General features: G+C 40.8%; 16 protein-coding genes. 6 read left to right on the top strand and 10 right to left on the bottom strand.

What is annotated here, in order from left to right; genetic code table 11:
* The 5 genes from plsX to CVS91_RS07080 form a co-directional block, all read right to left on the bottom strand.
* Entirely contained in the window at positions 1-990 is a 990-nt protein-coding gene (gene plsX / locus CVS91_RS07100; RefSeq protein ID WP_021084931.1) for a phosphate acyltransferase PlsX, read from the bottom strand.
* Between the two features lie 3 nt (positions 991-993).
* Positions 994-1,140, bottom strand: coding sequence for a 50S ribosomal protein L32 (rpmF, locus tag CVS91_RS07095; protein WP_002942540.1), 147 nt, complete (start codon positions 1,138-1,140; stop codon positions 994-996).
* 11 nt (positions 1,141-1,151) lie between these two features.
* Positions 1,152-1,511, bottom strand: coding sequence for a hypothetical protein (locus CVS91_RS07090; protein ID WP_002942543.1), 360 nt, complete (start codon positions 1,509-1,511; stop codon positions 1,152-1,154).
* Positions 1,512-1,525: 14 nt separating this feature from the next.
* Positions 1,526-1,939, bottom strand: coding sequence for a nucleoside-diphosphate kinase (ndk, locus tag CVS91_RS07085; protein ID WP_002942517.1), 414 nt, complete (start codon positions 1,937-1,939; stop codon positions 1,526-1,528).
* Between the two features lie 102 nt (positions 1,940-2,041).
* A complete protein-coding gene (locus CVS91_RS07080) occupies positions 2,042-2,326 on the bottom strand; it encodes an NADH-quinone oxidoreductase subunit I (RefSeq protein ID WP_002942606.1) in 285 nt (94 codons plus the stop codon).
* Between the two features lie 173 nt (positions 2,327-2,499).
* Between CVS91_RS07080 and uvrA the strand changes: the two genes are divergently transcribed.
* Complete coding sequence (uvrA, locus tag CVS91_RS07075) at positions 2,500-5,328, top strand: excinuclease ABC subunit UvrA (RefSeq protein WP_107831248.1); 2,829 nt, start codon at positions 2,500-2,502, stop codon at positions 5,326-5,328.
* Positions 5,329-5,445: 117 nt separating this feature from the next.
* On the opposite strand, the gene rpmA is transcribed toward uvrA, so the two are convergent.
* The 3 genes from rpmA to CVS91_RS07060 form a co-directional block, all read right to left on the bottom strand.
* Positions 5,446-5,703 (bottom strand): 50S ribosomal protein L27, encoded by a 258-nt coding sequence (gene rpmA / locus CVS91_RS07070; protein WP_002942569.1) that lies wholly within the window; start codon positions 5,701-5,703, stop codon positions 5,446-5,448.
* An 11-nt stretch (positions 5,704-5,714) separates the two neighbouring features.
* Positions 5,715-6,029: a 50S ribosomal protein L21 gene (gene rplU / locus CVS91_RS07065; RefSeq protein WP_002942523.1), complete on the bottom strand. Its 315-nt coding sequence runs from the start codon at positions 6,027-6,029 to the stop codon at positions 5,715-5,717.
* 107 nt (positions 6,030-6,136) lie between these two features.
* Positions 6,137-7,099, bottom strand: a complete 963-nt coding sequence (locus CVS91_RS07060) for a hypothetical protein (RefSeq protein WP_107831246.1) — start codon at positions 7,097-7,099, stop codon at positions 6,137-6,139.
* A gap of 144 nt (positions 7,100-7,243) precedes the next feature.
* On the opposite strand from CVS91_RS07060, the gene flhB reads away from it, so the two are divergent.
* Complete coding sequence (flhB, locus tag CVS91_RS07055; RefSeq protein ID WP_002942594.1) at positions 7,244-8,317, top strand: flagellar biosynthesis protein FlhB; 1,074 nt, start codon at positions 7,244-7,246, stop codon at positions 8,315-8,317.
* 44 nt (positions 8,318-8,361) lie between these two features.
* Here the strand turns inward: flhB and CVS91_RS07050 are convergent, their stop codons facing one another.
* On the bottom strand, positions 8,362-10,029 hold the full coding sequence (locus CVS91_RS07050; RefSeq protein WP_107805659.1) for an anaerobic C4-dicarboxylate transporter: 1,668 nt from the start codon (positions 10,027-10,029) through the stop codon (positions 8,362-8,364).
* 334 nt (positions 10,030-10,363) lie between these two features.
* Here CVS91_RS07050 and CVS91_RS07045 point away from each other — a divergent pair, with 334 nt between their 5' ends.
* Complete coding sequence (locus CVS91_RS07045) at positions 10,364-10,798, top strand: DUF2809 domain-containing protein (protein WP_234409685.1); 435 nt, start codon at positions 10,364-10,366, stop codon at positions 10,796-10,798.
* A 98-nt stretch (positions 10,799-10,896) separates the two neighbouring features.
* Here CVS91_RS07045 and polA read toward each other — a convergent pair whose 3' ends face one another.
* The gene (gene polA, locus CVS91_RS07040; RefSeq protein ID WP_107831244.1) at positions 10,897-13,533 is read right to left on the bottom strand and encodes a DNA polymerase I; all 2,637 of its coding nucleotides are present in this window, start codon (positions 13,531-13,533) and stop codon (positions 10,897-10,899) included.
* A 175-nt stretch (positions 13,534-13,708) separates the two neighbouring features.
* On the opposite strand from polA, the gene obgE reads away from it, so the two are divergent.
* From obgE to fmt, 3 genes are read left to right on the top strand one after another with little or no spacing between them, the layout of a single operon-like run.
* Positions 13,709-14,767, top strand: a complete 1,059-nt coding sequence (gene obgE, locus CVS91_RS07035; protein WP_107831242.1) for a GTPase ObgE — start codon at positions 13,709-13,711, stop codon at positions 14,765-14,767.
* A 46-nt stretch (positions 14,768-14,813) separates the two neighbouring features.
* On the top strand, positions 14,814-15,149 hold the full coding sequence (locus CVS91_RS07030; RefSeq protein WP_107831240.1) for a GDP-mannose dehydrogenase: 336 nt from the start codon (positions 14,814-14,816) through the stop codon (positions 15,147-15,149).
* Positions 15,150-15,165: 16 nt separating this feature from the next.
* The gene (gene fmt, locus CVS91_RS07025; protein WP_107831238.1) at positions 15,166-16,071 is read left to right on the top strand and encodes a methionyl-tRNA formyltransferase; all 906 of its coding nucleotides are present in this window, start codon (positions 15,166-15,168) and stop codon (positions 16,069-16,071) included.
* The last annotated feature ends 9 nt before the right edge of the window (positions 16,072-16,080 follow it).

The raw sequence follows: 16,080 nt of genomic DNA, 5'->3' as shown, positions 1-16,080 counted from the left end.
TTACCTTGCAAAGTGTGAAAGTTCTTCTTCTATAACTTTATTTATATTTGAATTAGCAAATTTAATTGCTTGAAAGATTGCATTTTTTATAGCTTTTGAGTTGCTTTTGCCGTGACTTATGATGACGCAACCATTTACGCCAAGAAGCGGAGCACCGCCATACTCATCGTAGCTGACCTGTTTTTTTAGGGTTTTAAAGACTTTTCTCATAAGCACTGATCCAGCCATGGCAAGGGGCGATTTTTTGACTTGCTTTTTGATGATCTTGCCTATGGCGTCAGCGACACCTTCGCTCGTTTTTAGTAGGATATTTCCCATAAAACCATCGCAAACCATGACATCAATGCTGCCATCAAAAATTTGATTGCCCTCTGCATTGCCAACAAAGCTATCAAGCCTAGAAACTAGTTTAAAAGCCTCTTTGCTGACTTCATTGCCTTTGCTCTCTTCTTCGCCGTTTGACAAAAGACCCACTTTTGGCTCTTTTCTGCCTAGAATTTCTTTTGCATAGGCTTCGCCCATGATGGCAAATTGAAATAAGTGTTCGCTTCTGCAATCAACATTCGCACCAACGTCCAAAACCAAAGTAGCTGTCTCTTTTGAATTCGGCATAAGCGTAGCGATTGCTGGGCGAGATACATTTTTCAATCTACCAACTCTTAACGTAGCTAAACTCATAGTAGCACCGCTGTGACCAGCAGAAACAACAGCATCAACATTTTTATCTTTTAAAAGCTCGACAGCTTTGTAGATCGTGCTATCTTTTCTTTTTAGTGCGTCTGTAGCTCCGTCTGACATCGAGATGACTTCAGTAGCTTCTATAAATTCTATATTTTTTAAATAGGGTTGTGGGATGAGTGGTTTTATGGCATTGCTATCGCCAACTAATACAGCTTTAAATTCTGCCTCTTTCAGTGCCTCGATAACGCCAGATATTATTGGCTCTGCACCAAAATCACCACCCATAGCATCAATAGCAATGCGAATCATATTTTAGTATTCACCTGTTGTTTTGTTTATGCGGTGAGGCATTTTCCAAGAACCATCTTTGTCTTTTACAGGCACTGGAAGTGTAACTTTGTAATGTGTTCTACGTTTTGCTGCACGAGAATGACTCACTCTTCGCTTTGGTACTGCCATTTTACTCTCCTTTATAAATTTTTACATTTTTCACAATAAAAATAATCGCTCTTAAAAGCTTCTAACTCACTTTCAAAAACTTCTTTTAAATCAATATTGCCATCAAAAAATTCAACCGTATCGCTAAGCTCATTTTCTCTGTCTTTATAGACACCGTCACTTAAATTTAGCTCTACGTCTTGATCGATAGGCAACATAAATTCATCACCGCATCGATCGCAAATATATTTTATCTCGCCCTTTATAGTGCCTTGGCATTTTACTAAAAAAGGGTCTTTTCTTTTTAAAATTCCACTAAAAACTAGATCATTGTTTCTTACTAGCTCAAAGTTTATCTCTTTGTTTGCTATTTTAGAAAACGGAATGATCAAGTTTTAGTCCAAAATTAGCAAATTTCTCTTGAAGCAAAGAAGAAATTTATCTCATTTACAGCATTTTCTAGGCTATCGCTTCCGTGAACTGCGTTTGCATCAATGCTATCAGCAAAATCAGCTCTAATTGTGCCAGGAGCTGCTTCTTTTGGGTTAGTTGCACCCATTAGCTCGCGGTTTTTAGCAACTGCATTTTCGCCCTCTAAAACCATAACTACAACTGGTCCGCTTACCATAAAATCAACTAGATCGTTGAAGAAAGGTCTATCTTTATGAACTGCATAAAATGCTTTTGCATCGCATTTGCTAAGTTTTATTTTCTTTGCAGCTGCGATTCTTAAGCCATTGCTTTCAAATCTATCTATAATCTTTCCAACAACATTTTTCTTAACAGCGTCAGGCTTAATAATAGAAAGTGTTCTTTGCATAAATTTTCCTTAAAATTTAGGTTATTTAAATGAAGTTGGCAATTATATCAAATAAAGCTTAAAAATAAAATAGGCTCAAATTTGAGCCTAAATTTTGTAAATTTATTGGATAACTGGAGTGCTGCCAGTGCGAGCATCAGCACCGATTTGATCACGTGAAGGTTGTCCTGCTACTACGGCATCCCAAACGATGCAACCATCAGTTGGACAGGCAGATGCACAGGCTGGCTCGTCGTTATAGCCTACGCACTCAACGCATTTGTTTGAATAAACATAGTATGTATCTGCTCCAGTTGGGTTATCGCTATCATCAACAATAGCTGAAACTGGACACTCATCGATGCATGAGCCACAGCTTATGCATATATCGGTTATTTTTACAGACATTTTTTCTCCTTAAATAAAATTTTGGCGTAGAATATCAAAAAAAACTGAAAATGATATAAATATACTCTTAAATTTTCATAACACGCTTAATTTCTCTAAACTACTTTATAAAGTTTTTATCACTTTTAGACTAAATTTACAGATTAAAATTTTAAAAAGGTTGTATAAATTTAATGAACGATATTATTGAAATAACTGGCGCAAGAGAACATAACTTAAAAAATATAAATCTTAAAATTCCAAAAAACAAACTAGTAGTTTTTACTGGTCTTAGCGGCAGTGGCAAGAGCACGCTAGCCTTTGACACGCTCTATGCCGAGGGGCAGCGCAGATACATGGAGAGCCTTAGTAGCTATGCTAGGCAGTTTTTAGACCGCGTGGGCAAGCCTGATGTTGATAAGATCGAGGGCCTAACGCCTGCAATCGCGATCGATCAAAAGACAACTTCAAAAAATCCTCGCTCAACGGTTGGTACGATCACTGAAATTTATGATTATCTAAGGCTTTTATACGCAAGGGTTGGCGTGCAGCACTGCCATAAATGCGGCAAACCTATCTCAAAAATGAGTGCGAGCGACATCATAAATGAAATTTCAAAGCTCCCACTTGGCGCAAAAGTGATCATCTATGCGCCGCTAGTGCGTGAAAAAAAGGGCACATGGGCGGATCTGATCGAAAATTTACGTCAAAAAGGCTTTGTAAGGGCGCAGATAGATGGCGTGGTGGTGAGGCTTGATGAGGAGATCGAGCTTGCAAAAACGAAAAAACATACGATAAAGGTCATCGTTGATAGGATCGCCATCGACGAGCAAAATCACGAGCGCCTAGCAAGCGACGTTGAAAAGGCGCTAAATGAGAGCTTTGGCGAGGTCGAGATAGAGATCGCAAATGCCGATGAGCTTGGCTTAAAAGAGAGTTTTATACATTACAGCGAGCACATGGCTTGTTTTGACTGCAAAATTTCATTTACACCGCTTGAGCCGCTAAGTTTTAGCTTCAACTCGCCAAAGGGCGCTTGCGAGCACTGCGACGGACTTGGTATAAGGTATAGCCTAGATATGAGCAAGATCATTGATGAGGAAAAGTCGATAGAAAACGGCGCTATCAAGCTACTTTACGGCTACAACATGAGCTATTATTATAAATTTTTACTTGCCTTTTGTGAGCAAAACAGCATCGATATCAAAAAGCCATATTATGAGCTTAGTGAGGATGAAAAGAGGCTTGTTTTATATGGCAACGTCAAGGATGTTGAGTTCTTTTGGAAACGAAACAAGCTACTTAGAAAATTTGACGGAGTAGTTAAAATTTCACACGGGCTCTTGAAGGATTACAAAGACTTTGACGAGTATATGAGCGAGAAAATTTGTGACGCTTGTAACGGTCATAGACTAAAGCCTCAAAGCTTAGCGGTCAAGGTCGCTGGCCTTGGGCTTGGTGAAATTTTAGATATGAGTATAGAAAACTGCACCGCATTTTTCTCAAATGAGAAAAATTTTGCCTATCTTAGCGACTATGACAAGGCGATCGCAAAGCCCATCTTAAAAGAGATCAACGAGAGGCTTTTCTTTTTGTATGACGTGGGACTTGGCTACTTGTCGCTTGGACGTGATGCTAGGACGATTAGCGGTGGTGAGGCGCAGCGCATCAGGATAGCGAGCCAGATAGGAAGTGGGCTAAGTGGCGTCATGTACGTGCTTGATGAGCCAAGTATCGGTCTGCACGAGCGTGATACGATAAAGCTCATAAAGACGCTTAGAAATTTGCAAGCCAAAGGCAACTCCGTAATCGTCGTTGAGCATGATAAAAAGACGATAGAGGAGGCTGACTATATCGTAGATATCGGCCCTGGAGCTGGTAAATTTGGCGGCAGCGTGGTCTTTGCAGGCGCGGCAAAAGAGCTTTTAAGCTCAGACACTCAGACTGCACAATACATAAATGGTAAGAAAAAGATCGACTATCAAAAAAATAGGAAAGCTGAAAAGTGGCTTGAAATTTCAAATGTAAATATCAACAATATCTCAAATTTAACCGCTAAATTTCCACTTAGAAATTTAGTTGGCATCACCGGTGTCTCAGGATCTGGCAAGAGCTCGCTAGTACTTCAGACCTTGCTTCCAGAGGCGCAGGAGCAGCTAAACAGAGCTAAAAAAGTGAAAAAGATAGCTGGGGTAAATTTAAGCGGACTTGAGAATTTAGACAAGGTCATATATCTCGATCAAAGCCCGATAGGCCGCACTCCACGCTCAAATCCAGCGACTTATACTGGCGTGATGGATGAAATCAGGAATTTGTTTGCGCAGACCAAAGAGGCTAAACTTAGGGGCTATAAAATAGGGCGCTTTAGCTTCAACGTCAAAGGTGGGCGCTGCGAGAAGTGCCAAGGCGAGGGTGAGATCACGATCGAGATGCACTTTTTGCCTGATATAAACGTGGTTTGTGACGTCTGTAACGGCGCTAGATATAACGCTCAGACCTTGGAAATTTTATACAAAGGCAAAAACATCGCTGAGGTGCTAAATATGAGCATAGATGAGGCGGTTGAGTTTTTCAAGGCTGTGCCAAAGATCGCTTCAAAGCTCACCACGCTGCAAGACGTGGGGCTTGGCTATATCACGCTTGGACAAAATGCAGTTACACTTAGTGGCGGCGAGGCGCAGCGCGTGAAGTTAGCAAAAGAGCTTAGTAGAAGTGACACTGGAAATACGCTTTATATCCTTGATGAGCCAACGACGGGACTTCATTTTGCCGATGTTGATAGGCTAGTAAAGGTGCTAAATCACCTAGTCGATCTTGGAAATTCTGTCTTTGTGATCGAGCATAATATGGATGTCATCAAAAACTGCGACTATATCGTAGATATGGGACCAGAAGGCGGCGCAAAAGGCGGTAAAGTAATAGCGTGCGGCAGTGTCAAAGATGTAGCTAAAAACTACAAAAAAACTGGCAGCTATACTGGGGAATTTCTAGCGCAAGAGCTTGCTTTGTTAAAAGCGAAATAAAATAAATTTAATAGTTTGGTGTTTTGCTAAAATGCCAAGCTATATAATAAGTAAGATAAATTAAAATTGCTAAATTTTGAGTGGATTTAAAAGAAAAAGGGGCAAACGCCCCTGGGGTTATGCAGCTGGATAAACAGATACTTTTTTTCTGTTTTTATCAAGTCTTTCAAATTTTACAAAGCCATCGACTAATGCAAAAATAGTGTGATCTTTGCCAAGACCTACGTTATTTCCAGCGTGAGTTGCTGTTCCTCTTTGGCGGATGATTATATTTCCAGCACGAACGAACTCGCCACCAAATTTCTTAACACCTAATCGGCGTCCGATACTATCACGGTTATTTTGGGTTGAACCTTGACCTTTTTTGTGTGCCATATCTTATCTCCTTAAGCTGCGATACTTACGACTTTTACACGTGTAAATTGTCTTCTAAAGCCGCGTTTTAGTTTTGAGTCTTTACGTCTGCGTTTTTTGTAGATAACTACTTTTTTGTCTTTGCCTTCATTAACGACCTCAAGAACAACTTTTGCACCCTTAACAAATGGCGCACCTACCTTTACTTCACCGTCATTTACAGCTAAAACTTCTGTAATCTCAACGGTTGATTTAGCTTCAGCACTAAAGTGATCTAGCTTAAGGAACTCGCCCTCGCTAACACGATATTGCTTACCGCCATGCTTAAATATAGCGTATTTTGACATACTCTACCTTTCTAAAATTTGGTAAGACCAAAAAGCACTTTTTTGCAAAAGATTTATGGAGCTTTGTTGGTTGTAAGGTGTGAATATTAGCCAAAAGTTTATAAATTCTACTTTAATGCCCCTGATCTTATGATCTCATCGGCTAAATTTCTTATCATAGATGTGTGATCTAAGAAAAATGTTTTATCACTTGGCAAATGTGGCTGATATACCAGCGTTTTAGCTACTGGCGCACTTAAGATCACATTTATCAGTTTAAATTCAGGCGGAAAAGTAAAATAAAGTTTTGGCTTGGGAATTTCATTTTGAAAGAGCCTCTTTGCGTAAAATTTACTAAAATTTTCATTTTTTGGTAGCTTTATCTCTTTAAAGAGTTCAGGCGGTAAAAAGTAGCGCGCTAAGGCGTGAAGTCCGTGCGCGAAAATGTAGAGGCGTTTTTCAAATTTGGGTGCATCTGTCCTGCCAAAAGTGGAGCAAAATTTCTGCAAATGCTCGCTCATAGCGGCCGTATCTTTTTCATGCAAGGCAAGCACAAATTTAACCGCCTCTCTTTCATTTGCTGGCTTTTTAGACTCTGCAAAGGTGCTAGCTTTTTCTAGGGCAGGGGCGAGTAAATTTTCATCTTGCCAAAGCATCGCCGTGAGCAGATCATGCATGACGCATAGAAATTTATAGCCGTTTTTGCTAGGTGGCAGGCCTTTTGGAAATATACTTGCCATACTATCTGTGTCGCCACAAGCGATAGCAAAAAATGCTGGTATGAGCTTCTCGCACTGGTCATATCCACCGCTGCATCCTGGGAGTAAATTTAGCTTAGCGTATTGAAAAATGAGATCATTTAGTGCCTCGGCGTCGCCATCAGCTAGGCACTTTTCAAGGCAAAAGTCGTAGCGTCTAGCTCTTGAAAAAGAGAGTAATCGTATGAGCTCACACAAAAAGTCGTATTCGTTTAAATTTTTCTCTTTTATCTCGGCGTAAATGCTTGCATACTCGTCTAAAAGTAGCTCTTCATCGCTTTTTGGCGATTTTTTGGCTTTAAAAATGTTAAATAAGCTTTCTAAAAATGACATTTTGCCTCTCCTTAATTTTGCTAATTTTAGCCAAAAACGCCTAAAATGGCTTAGTTTTTTTGAATTGCAAAAGTTAAATTTAGCGGATAGTTTAACCGCATTTTGGCTATAATCGCCCCAAATTTAAGCGAGCTTAGGACAAAGATGGCAGGCGAAGATCAGGAAAAAACCGAAGAAGCGACCCCCAAAAAGATAGAAGACGCCAAAAAGGACGGCAACGTCCCCAAAAGTCAGGATCTATCAGGCTTTGTGACCCTAGTTATTGCTATTGGCGTGCTGCTTGCGATGCTAAATTTTATGAAAGATCAGGTCATCTCGCTTTACATTTACTACTCTAAATTTATCGGTCAGCCACTGACTTTGCCAACGGTAAAAATGATCGTTGTAAATACCTTTGGCAGGGCACTTCTGATGATCCTGCCAGTTTGCATCTGCGTCGCGGTTGCTGGCATAATCGCAAATGTAATGCAGTTTGGCTTTATATTTACCACAAAGCCTATAACGCCAAATTTTGGCAAGATAAATCCGCTAAAAGGGCTAAAAAACCTCTTTTCGATGAAAAAGGCGATCGAGAGCGTAAAGATCGTCGTTAAGGTAAGCATCGTCTTTGGAGTTGGATTTTACTTTTTCTTGCAGTTTATAAAAGAGCTTCCGCACACGCTCTTTTTTTCTATGTTTGACCAGCTCGCGTGGCTAAAAGAGAAGCTCATCATCCTAGTTAGCGTCATGCTTTTTATACTTTTTGTGATCGGTCTTGCTGACCTACTCATCGTGCGTTTTCAGTATTTTAAAGACCTTCGCATGAGCAAGCAAGAGATCAAAGACGAGTACAAGCAGATGGAGGGTGATCCGCAGGTTAAGGGCAGGATCCGCCAAGCGCAAATGCGTGCAGCCAAGCGCCGAATGATGCAAAACATCCCGCAAGCTGACGTCGTCATCACAAACCCAACTCACTACGCCGTGGCGATCAGATACGACAAAAGCCGCGACGAGGCACCGATAATACTTGCTAAAGGGGTTGATTTCTTAGCGCTTCAGATAAAAAAGGTAGCGGTTGAAAATGGAGTGCAAATTTATGAAAATCCACCTCTTGCAAGGGAGCTTTATAGGGTTTGTGAGGTAGATGACACGATACCAGCGCACCTTTTTAGGGCTGTGGCTGAAGTGCTAAGCTTTGTTTATATGAGTAATAAGCAGAAATTTCAAGATAAACTTTGATGAAAAAATTTCTTGCCACCAAAAGGCAGCAAGAAATTTATCTATTATAGATAGCCAAACGCAGTAGCGAAGATATAGCCAAATATACAAGAGACTATAACGCCGATAAGGCCTGGGAAGATGAAGCTGTGGTTGATAACAAATTTACCAATATGCGTTGTACCACTTCTATCAAACTGAATAGCCGCAAGGTCGCTTGGGTATGTTGGTAGGATGTAGTATCCATAGCAAGCCGGCGCAAAGGCTAGGATTACAGCTGGGTTAACGTCGATGTTTAGTGCTAATGGCACGAATGCAACCAAGGCTGCAGCTTGAGAGTTAACAAATTTAGAGATGATAAGTAGCATAACCGCATAGGTCCAAGGGTGCTCTTTTACGATGCCACCAAGAGCTTCTTTCATCATCGGAGTATGCACTGCGAACATTGTCTCAGCCATCCAAGAGATACCAAATACCGCAACAAGCGCGATCATGCCTGATCTAAAGATCTCGTTTTTGCTGATCTTGCTAGCATCTGTTGGAGTAAATATCAAGATGAGTGCACCTGTTAAAAGCATGAAAATTTGGATAACATGAACCATGCTTAGGCTCTTTGAAGAGGCTAGTTTGTTGCTTATGTTTATATAAGCGCCTTGAAATTCTTCTTTTGCGCCTTTTTCATTTATATATGTTACTGCACCATCAGCTGTGCGAGTAAGAGTTTGATTTGCATCTTTGCCGATGATTTTGACTGATTGAGCTTTTTGATTTGAGTTTAGCTTGTCATTTGAAACTTTTAGCTCAGCAGCTTCAGTTTGGATGCTGGCGTCTTTTATCTTTAAGGTTTTTAAGACTTTTTGCTCAGTTGGAAGGTTTGCTACTATTTGAACGACTGTTGCGTCTTTATAAGTAGTCCAGCTTGGGCGAAGATCTTTAAAGTATCCAAGAAGTGCGACTACAAGGATAGAGCCTAAAAATATCCACATTGCAGCCCATTGGTGCATAGGAAGTTTTTTGCCTAGAAGTGTTGCGCTGTCGCCATAAACGTATTTTTTAAACTCAGGGTCTTGAAGTTTTGCTTGAAAGACTTCGTCTTTATCAAGGTCTTTGCCTCTAAACCAGCTAAAAATTCCTATCGCCAAAACGCCACAAAATGTTGATGGGATAGTGATCTTTAAAAGGTCTAAGTATCCATCAAAACCAGCTAAGTGAGTTTTGGCGTTGATAAGAAAGCTAGTGAGGGTTACAACAGCAACAGAAACTGGGCTAGCGATGATACCCATTTGTGAAGCTATCGAGCTTGCAGCCATAGGACGCTCTGGGCGGATGCCGTTTTTGATAGCGATATCATAAACGATAGGAAGCACGGTATAAACAACGTGTCCAGTTCCGCATAAAATAGTAAGCGTACATGTTACAAATGGAGCTAAGATACTTACATATTTTGGATTTTTTCTAAGTATGGTTTCTGCTATTTGAAGCATGACGTCAAGACCGCCACTAGCTTGAAGTGTAGCACTTGCCACAACGACAGCAAGGATGGTTAGCATAACATCGATAGCAGGCTTACCAGGTTCGATGTTAAATCCAAAAACTAGAACTATAAGACCGATACCGCCTAGCATACCAAGCGCTATACCGCCTTTTTTAGCTCCGTAGAACAAACAGATAAGGACGATGAGAAGCTGGATAGCAAACTGCACGCCTTCACTTAAATTCATGAGAAAATCCATGAAACCTCCTAAGTTAAATGTAAATTTAATGTTGATTATATCTCTTATGAATTGAGATTAAACTTATATTTTAAGATTAATTTGACAAAAGCGAGAGTTTTGTATTAGATAAAAGCTTGTGTTAGGTGGTTTTGGTCTAAATTTCTGCATCATTACCACTCTTTTAAAATTTATAAATTTTACTTTGTATAAACTATAAAATCTAAATTTTTCATGCTTTGTTTTTAAAAATTATTAATAAAAAAATTTAAGTTTTATTTTATATTATTGCAAAAAGTTGTGAAGTATTTTTTATCTGTGTTAAAATCTGCGATATAAATTTAAAAGGATAAATTTGAAAGAAGATGCTAAAGAAGCTATAAATTTGCCTGTAAAAAAAGATGAGTTTAGCCAAAAAAGAAGAGTAGGTTGGGCGGTGACTGGCGTTATTATTTTGGTGATAGAAATTTACATTGCTATCTTTATAAAAGGCGGTTTTATAAGGCACTATATCGGCGATGTGCTAGCTACTGCGATGCTTTATGCGTTTGGGCGAGCTATATTTAGGGTAGCTCCTATAAATTTAGCCATTTTCGTTTTTGTCATTTCGCTTTTTATAGAAGCCTTACAATACCTCAAAATTCTTGAAATTTTAGGTGTCAAAAGCTCAATATTACGGATAATTTTTGGTGGGACCTTTGACTGGGCGGACATTATTTACTACCTGGTTGGCTGCATTTTGGCTTATATGTTTGAAAATTTATCTATGCAAAAAAGCAAAGCGCACTAAATTTATATCTATTATATATGCCGTTTAAATTACAAGATAAAAACAAGATAAAAATAGGCTAGCTCATTTAAATTTAGATAGGCCAGCCCAAAATTACTCTACTTCAGCTCGCCCCAGTTTTTGGCGATATTTAGCGATGTTTTAAGTGGCACATTTAGCGTGTAAATTTCCTCCATCGTCTTTTGCGTCGCTCTGCCAAATTCCTGCGCAAACTCGTCTTTTACTTCAAAGATCAGCTCGTCGTGGATCTGAAGCAACATACTCGCTTTTTCATCTAAATTTGCTCTAACTTTTACCATCGCCATCTTAACTAGATCTGCCGCGGAGCCTTGAAAGACCGTATTTACCGCCTCGCGTTCAAACATCGCTATTTGCATAGGTGTGGCACTTTTAAAGTCAAAGTAGCGCTTTCTGCCAAGCAGTGTCTGCACAAAGCCGTCGTTTTTGGCTGAAATTTTTATGCTCTCCAAAAAGTCTTTGATCGTCGCAAATGCCTTGAAATAGCGCTCTATATACTCTTTTGCCTCGGCTCTTGTGATATTTACTTGATTTGCCAGTTTGCTTGAGCCCATGCCATAAATTAGGCCAAAATTTATACTCTTTGCCACGGCTCTATTTTGCCCGTCGCTGCTACCAAATATACTAATAGCCGTCCTTGCATGGATATCTTCGTCATTTTTAAACGCCTCAAGCAGCGCAGGATCACGGCTAAAGTGAGCTAGCAGTCTAAGCTCGATCTGACTGTAGTCAAGCCCCACAAAGCTATATCCCTCGCGCGCCTCAAAGCACTCTCTGACGTCCTTTGCGAGGCTGCCACGAGCTGGGATATTTTGTAAATTTGGATTTTTACTTGAAAGCCTGCCAGTACTCGTGCCAGTTTGTAAAAAGCTCGTGTAAATTCGTGAGCCCTCATCCTTTTTCGCAAGCGCCAAAAGCGGCTCGCAGTAGGTGCTTTGTAGTTTATATAGCTCGCGGTAAGATAAAATTTTCTCTATCACTGGATGAGCGTCCGTAAGCTCAGCTAGCACGCTCTCATCGGTGCTATATCCTGTTTTTGTCTTCTTTTTGGTTGGGAGTTTTAGGTGTTCAAAAAGTATGACGCCAAGCTGTTTTACGGAGTTTATATTGAAATTTTCGCCGCTTAGCTCGTAAATTTCGCTTGTTAGCGCCTTTAGTTTGGTGTCGTTTTCAAGGATGAGCTTTTGCATCTTAGCTTCGTTTATCTTGATGCCGTTTTGCTCCATGTCAAAGAGCGTGAGGATAAAAGGAAACTCGTGTGTATCGGCAAGGGCTAGTAAATTTTTATCAAGCGTGTTTTGAAAAGTTTTATAAAATTTAAGCGTTATCCAAGCGTCCTCGCTCGCGTATTTAGCGGCATTTTCTAGCGGCACATCGCCAAAAGTCTGCCCCTTTTTGACCACATCTTCAAATTTGATCGTGTCGTAGTCATAAAGTCTCTTTGCCAGCGCGTCCATGCCGACACTTGAGTTTGGATCGTTAAGCCACGCAAGTATCATCGTATCTTTAAAATTTGCTGGAGGATTGAGCCCAAGGTTGTTTTTCACGATCTCAAAGTCATATTTTAAATTTTGTCCGATCACGCAACCTTTATAAATTTGCCCTACCGCCCAAGTGGCAAATTTTAGGTCTATTTGCTTTGGCGCGCCTAGGTAGTTGTGGGCCACTGGCACGTAGTAGGCGTCCTCGTCGTTAAAGCAAAAGCTAAAACCAACGATCTTTGCGCTCTTGCTATCAACGCCCGTGGTCTCAGTGTCAAAGGCGACTATGGTCTCTGGCGTGACACTTGAGAGTAGCTTTTCGATGCTTGCCTCATCAAGTAGTAAATTTGCTCTAAAGCCAAGCTTAAATTCAGCATTTTCTTCTTTTTGCAAGCTCTTAAGAAGCCTGTTTAGATCGTACTCTTTTAAAATTTCTGAGATGTTTATCAAAGGATTTTGCTCTGGAAATTTGGACTGCTCAAGATCAAGCGAAGTGATCGCATCATCAAAGAGCGTGGCTAGTTTTTTGCTCAAAAACGCCTCGTCTCTTGCGGCTGCTAACATATTTTTGGTGCGCTCGTTTCTAATAAGGGCTAAATTTTCATAAATTCCCTCTAAGCTGCCATACTCAGCCAAAAGCTTTTTAGCTCCCACTGCGCCGATACCTTTGACACCTGGGATGTTGTCTGAGCTGTCTCCTGCGATGGCTAGAAAGTCCCTCACCTGAGCTGGATAGACGCCATATTTTTCAAAGCAACTAGCGCTATCGTGGTCGATCTTGCTTTGTGGGCTGTAGATGCTCACTTTGCCGTCCTCTATGAGCTGGTAAAGGTCTTTATCATGCGTGACTATTCGCACAAATATATCTTTGTCTTTGCAAATTTTAACCGCGCTCGCGATGATGTCATCGGCCTCGTAGCCATCGCGGCTAAGGCTGTAAAGTCCCATTTTTTCTATCATATCTATGCAAACTGGCAGCTGCTCTTTTAGCTGAGCTGGCGGCTCGCTCCTGTTTGCTTTGTATTCGCCCAAAATTTCGTGGCGCAGGGTCTTGCCCTTGCTATCAAGTGCGAAGATGAGGTAGTCGCTTTGGTACTCATCTTTTAGGCTCGCTATGAAATTTGCAAAGCCACTTATCATGCCACTTGGTTTGCCCTCGCGATTTTTAAGCCCGCTCATAGCGTAGTAAAGCCTAAAAAAGAAGCCAAAAGTATCAATAATCGTAAGTGTTTTCATTCTCTATCCTTTTGCGCCATTTTATGAAATTTAGGCAAAAATTTGGCTGATTTTATAAATTTATCAGATGCTAAAAGCAAAGTGAGATTTTAAACGCAAAACAAATTTTAATCATTTAAAAGATATAATCTCGCCTAAAATTCAAACTAAATAATAGATAAATTTAAGGTAAAAAATGTTTATAGATAGCGTGAAATTAACCCTAAGCTCAGGGCATGGCGGAGCTGGTGCAGTAAGCTTTCGCCGCGAAAAGCACGTCATTTTAGGCGGTCCAGACGGCGGTGATGGCGGTGACGGCGGAGATGTATATTTTGTCTGCGACAACAACACCCACACACTGGCAAACTACAAGGGCAAAAGGGCGATGAGAGCGAGCGACGGCGAGGCTGGCATGGGCAAAAGAATGACTGGTAAAAAGGGCGAGAGCCTAGAGCTCATCGTGCCACCAGGAACGGCAGTCTATGACGCACAGACAAATGAGCTGCTTTGCGACATGGTAGAAGAGGGGCAAAGGACGCTATTATTAAAAGGTGGCAAGGGCGGACTAGGAAATTTTCACTTTAAAAACTCTATCAACCAAGCTCCAGAGTACGCTCAAAAGGGCATGCCAGAAGAGAGCGTAGAGGTCAGGCTCGAGCTAAAGCTGATAGCTGACGTGGGACTTGTTGGCTTTCCAAATGTCGGCAAATCAACCCTCATCTCAGCCGTCTCAAACGCCAAACCACAGATAGCAAACTACGAATTTACCACGCTTACGCCAAAGCTCGGACTTGTCGAGGTCGATGAGTTTAGCGGTTTTGTCATGGCTGATATCCCTGGCATCATCGAGGGAGCAAGTGATGGACGCGGACTTGGCGTGCAGTTTTTAAAGCATATCGAGAGAAATAAAATTTTGCTTTTTATGATAGATAGTGCGAACTACAGAAGCATGAGCGAGCAGTTTAGCGTGCTAAAAGAGGAGGTTGCTAAATTTTCAAGTGTGCTTGCTAGCAGGGACTATGCTATCGCGATCACCAGAGTCGATGCGGCTGAAAATTTAGATGAAAATATAAAAGAATTTATGAAAAGTATAAATTTAGAGCCAAAACAAGTTGGTAAATTTGTCTATAAGCAAGACCTATACAGCTTTGACGCGAAAAAGCCATACTTTGTCTTGCCGATCTCATCAGCGACAAACGAGAACATCGACGAGCTTAAATTTGCACTGCTTGAGCTGCTAAAAAAGGAGCTTTGAGTTGCGAATTTTTGGTGCTTTAAACTTAAAAATTTAAGAAGATAAAATGAAGAAAATTTTTTGCATTATGCTATTTTGTCTTGGTGCATATAGCTGCGATCCAGCGGATCCAATATATATGTTTTTGGATTTTAATGACATAGATCGCGACGGCATGCTAAATTTAGATGAGTGGGTGGCGTGCAAGGCGCCTTCTGAACTAAAAATAGCGCCAGATCTATGCACTAGTGAGGAATTTAAGAGCTTAGATGCCGATCAAAATGGCAAAGTTAGCGTTAATGAGCTAAGAAATTTGGTATTGCAAAAGATTAGCTGGCAGAAAGATCCATGCGCCTCTTGGCCGCCAAGCAGTAAAAACGCAGATCAAAATAAAAGTCGTTGAAATTTAAAGGAAAGTGATGAATGTAGTTTTTATGGGGACGCCTGATTATGCTGTTAGGATACTTAGGCATTTAAAAGAAGCTGGCTTTAACATAAAAGCGGTCTTTACCCAGCCTGATAAGCCAGTTGGCAGAAAGCAAATTTTAACCCCAAGTGAGGTCAAAATTTACGCACAAAATGAGCTAGTAGGCGTGCCAGTCTTTACACCAAATACGCTAAAAGATGAGGCGGTGGTTGCTGAGCTAAAGGCATTTGAGCCTAAATTTATCGTGGTGGCAGCTTATGGCAAAATTTTGCCTGGGAGCGTGCTTGACGTGGTAACTTGTATAAATTTACACGCTTCAATCTTGCCAAAATATAGAGGCGCAAGCCCAATCCAAAGCGCGATCTTAGCAGGCGAGAAGCAAACTGGCGTCACAGCTATGTTAATGGACGCTGGGCTTGACACTGGCGATATGCTAGACTTCATCTACACGCCTTGCGAGAGTAAGATGTCAAGTGAGCTTTTTAGTGAGCTAGGCGAGCTTGGCGGCGAGCTAATCGTAAAAGTGCTTAAGAATTTTGAAAATTTAAAGCCACAAAAGCAAGACGACGCGCAGGCCACGCACTGCAAAAAGATAAGCAAGAGCGACGGACTTTTTAGCTTTGATGAAGAGGCAGGGCAAATTTATAATAAATTTCGCGCGCTCACACCTTGGCCAGGGATTTATCTAGCAAGCGGACTAAAAATTTTATCGCTTGAGCTAAGCGAAAAAAGTGGCAAAAGCGGAGAAATTTTAAGCGTAGAAAAGGACCACGTCGTGGTTGCTTGCAAGGGTGGGGCAGTTAAAATTTACGAGCTTCAAGAGCCAAGCAAAAAGCCAACAAACGCAAAAGCATATATAAATGGTAAGCGCCTTAGCGTTGGCGATGAATTAAAATAAATTTAAAGG

The sequence above is a fragment of the Campylobacter concisus genome (assembly GCF_003048985.1).
GTDB lineage: Bacteria > Campylobacterota > Campylobacteria > Campylobacterales > Campylobacteraceae > Campylobacter_A > Campylobacter_A concisus_AY.
The sequence above is the reverse complement of the archived record's forward strand: the minus strand, read 5'-3'. Positions and strand labels throughout refer to the sequence as shown.

Excerpts from the sequence above, each read along its gene's own strand:
- plsX (WP_021084931.1), bottom strand. The coding sequence starts at position 990 with ATGATTCGCATTGCTATTGATGCTATGGGTGGTGATTTTGGTGCAGAG.
- rpmF (WP_002942540.1), bottom strand. The coding sequence starts at position 1,140 with ATGGCAGTACCAAAGCGAAGAGTGAGTCATTCTCGTGCAGCAAAACGT.
- ndk (WP_002942517.1), bottom strand. The coding sequence starts at position 1,939 with ATGCAAAGAACACTTTCTATTATTAAGCCTGACGCTGTTAAGAAAAAT.
- CVS91_RS07080 (WP_002942606.1), bottom strand. The coding sequence starts at position 2,326 with ATGTCTGTAAAAATAACCGATATATGCATAAGCTGTGGCTCATGCATC.
- uvrA (WP_107831248.1), top strand. The coding sequence starts at position 2,500 with ATGAACGATATTATTGAAATAACTGGCGCAAGAGAACATAACTTAAAA.
- rpmA (WP_002942569.1), bottom strand. The coding sequence starts at position 5,703 with ATGGCACACAAAAAAGGTCAAGGTTCAACCCAAAATAACCGTGATAGT.
- rplU (WP_002942523.1), bottom strand. The coding sequence starts at position 6,029 with ATGTCAAAATACGCTATATTTAAGCATGGCGGTAAGCAATATCGTGTT.
- CVS91_RS07060 (WP_107831246.1), bottom strand. The coding sequence starts at position 7,099 with ATGTCATTTTTAGAAAGCTTATTTAACATTTTTAAAGCCAAAAAATCG.
- flhB (WP_002942594.1), top strand. The coding sequence starts at position 7,244 with ATGGCAGGCGAAGATCAGGAAAAAACCGAAGAAGCGACCCCCAAAAAG.
- CVS91_RS07050 (WP_107805659.1), bottom strand. The coding sequence starts at position 10,029 with ATGGATTTTCTCATGAATTTAAGTGAAGGCGTGCAGTTTGCTATCCAG.
- polA (WP_107831244.1), bottom strand. The coding sequence starts at position 13,533 with ATGAAAACACTTACGATTATTGATACTTTTGGCTTCTTTTTTAGGCTT.
- obgE (WP_107831242.1), top strand. The coding sequence starts at position 13,709 with ATGTTTATAGATAGCGTGAAATTAACCCTAAGCTCAGGGCATGGCGGA.
- CVS91_RS07030 (WP_107831240.1), top strand. The coding sequence starts at position 14,814 with ATGAAGAAAATTTTTTGCATTATGCTATTTTGTCTTGGTGCATATAGC.
- fmt (WP_107831238.1), top strand. The coding sequence starts at position 15,166 with ATGAATGTAGTTTTTATGGGGACGCCTGATTATGCTGTTAGGATACTT.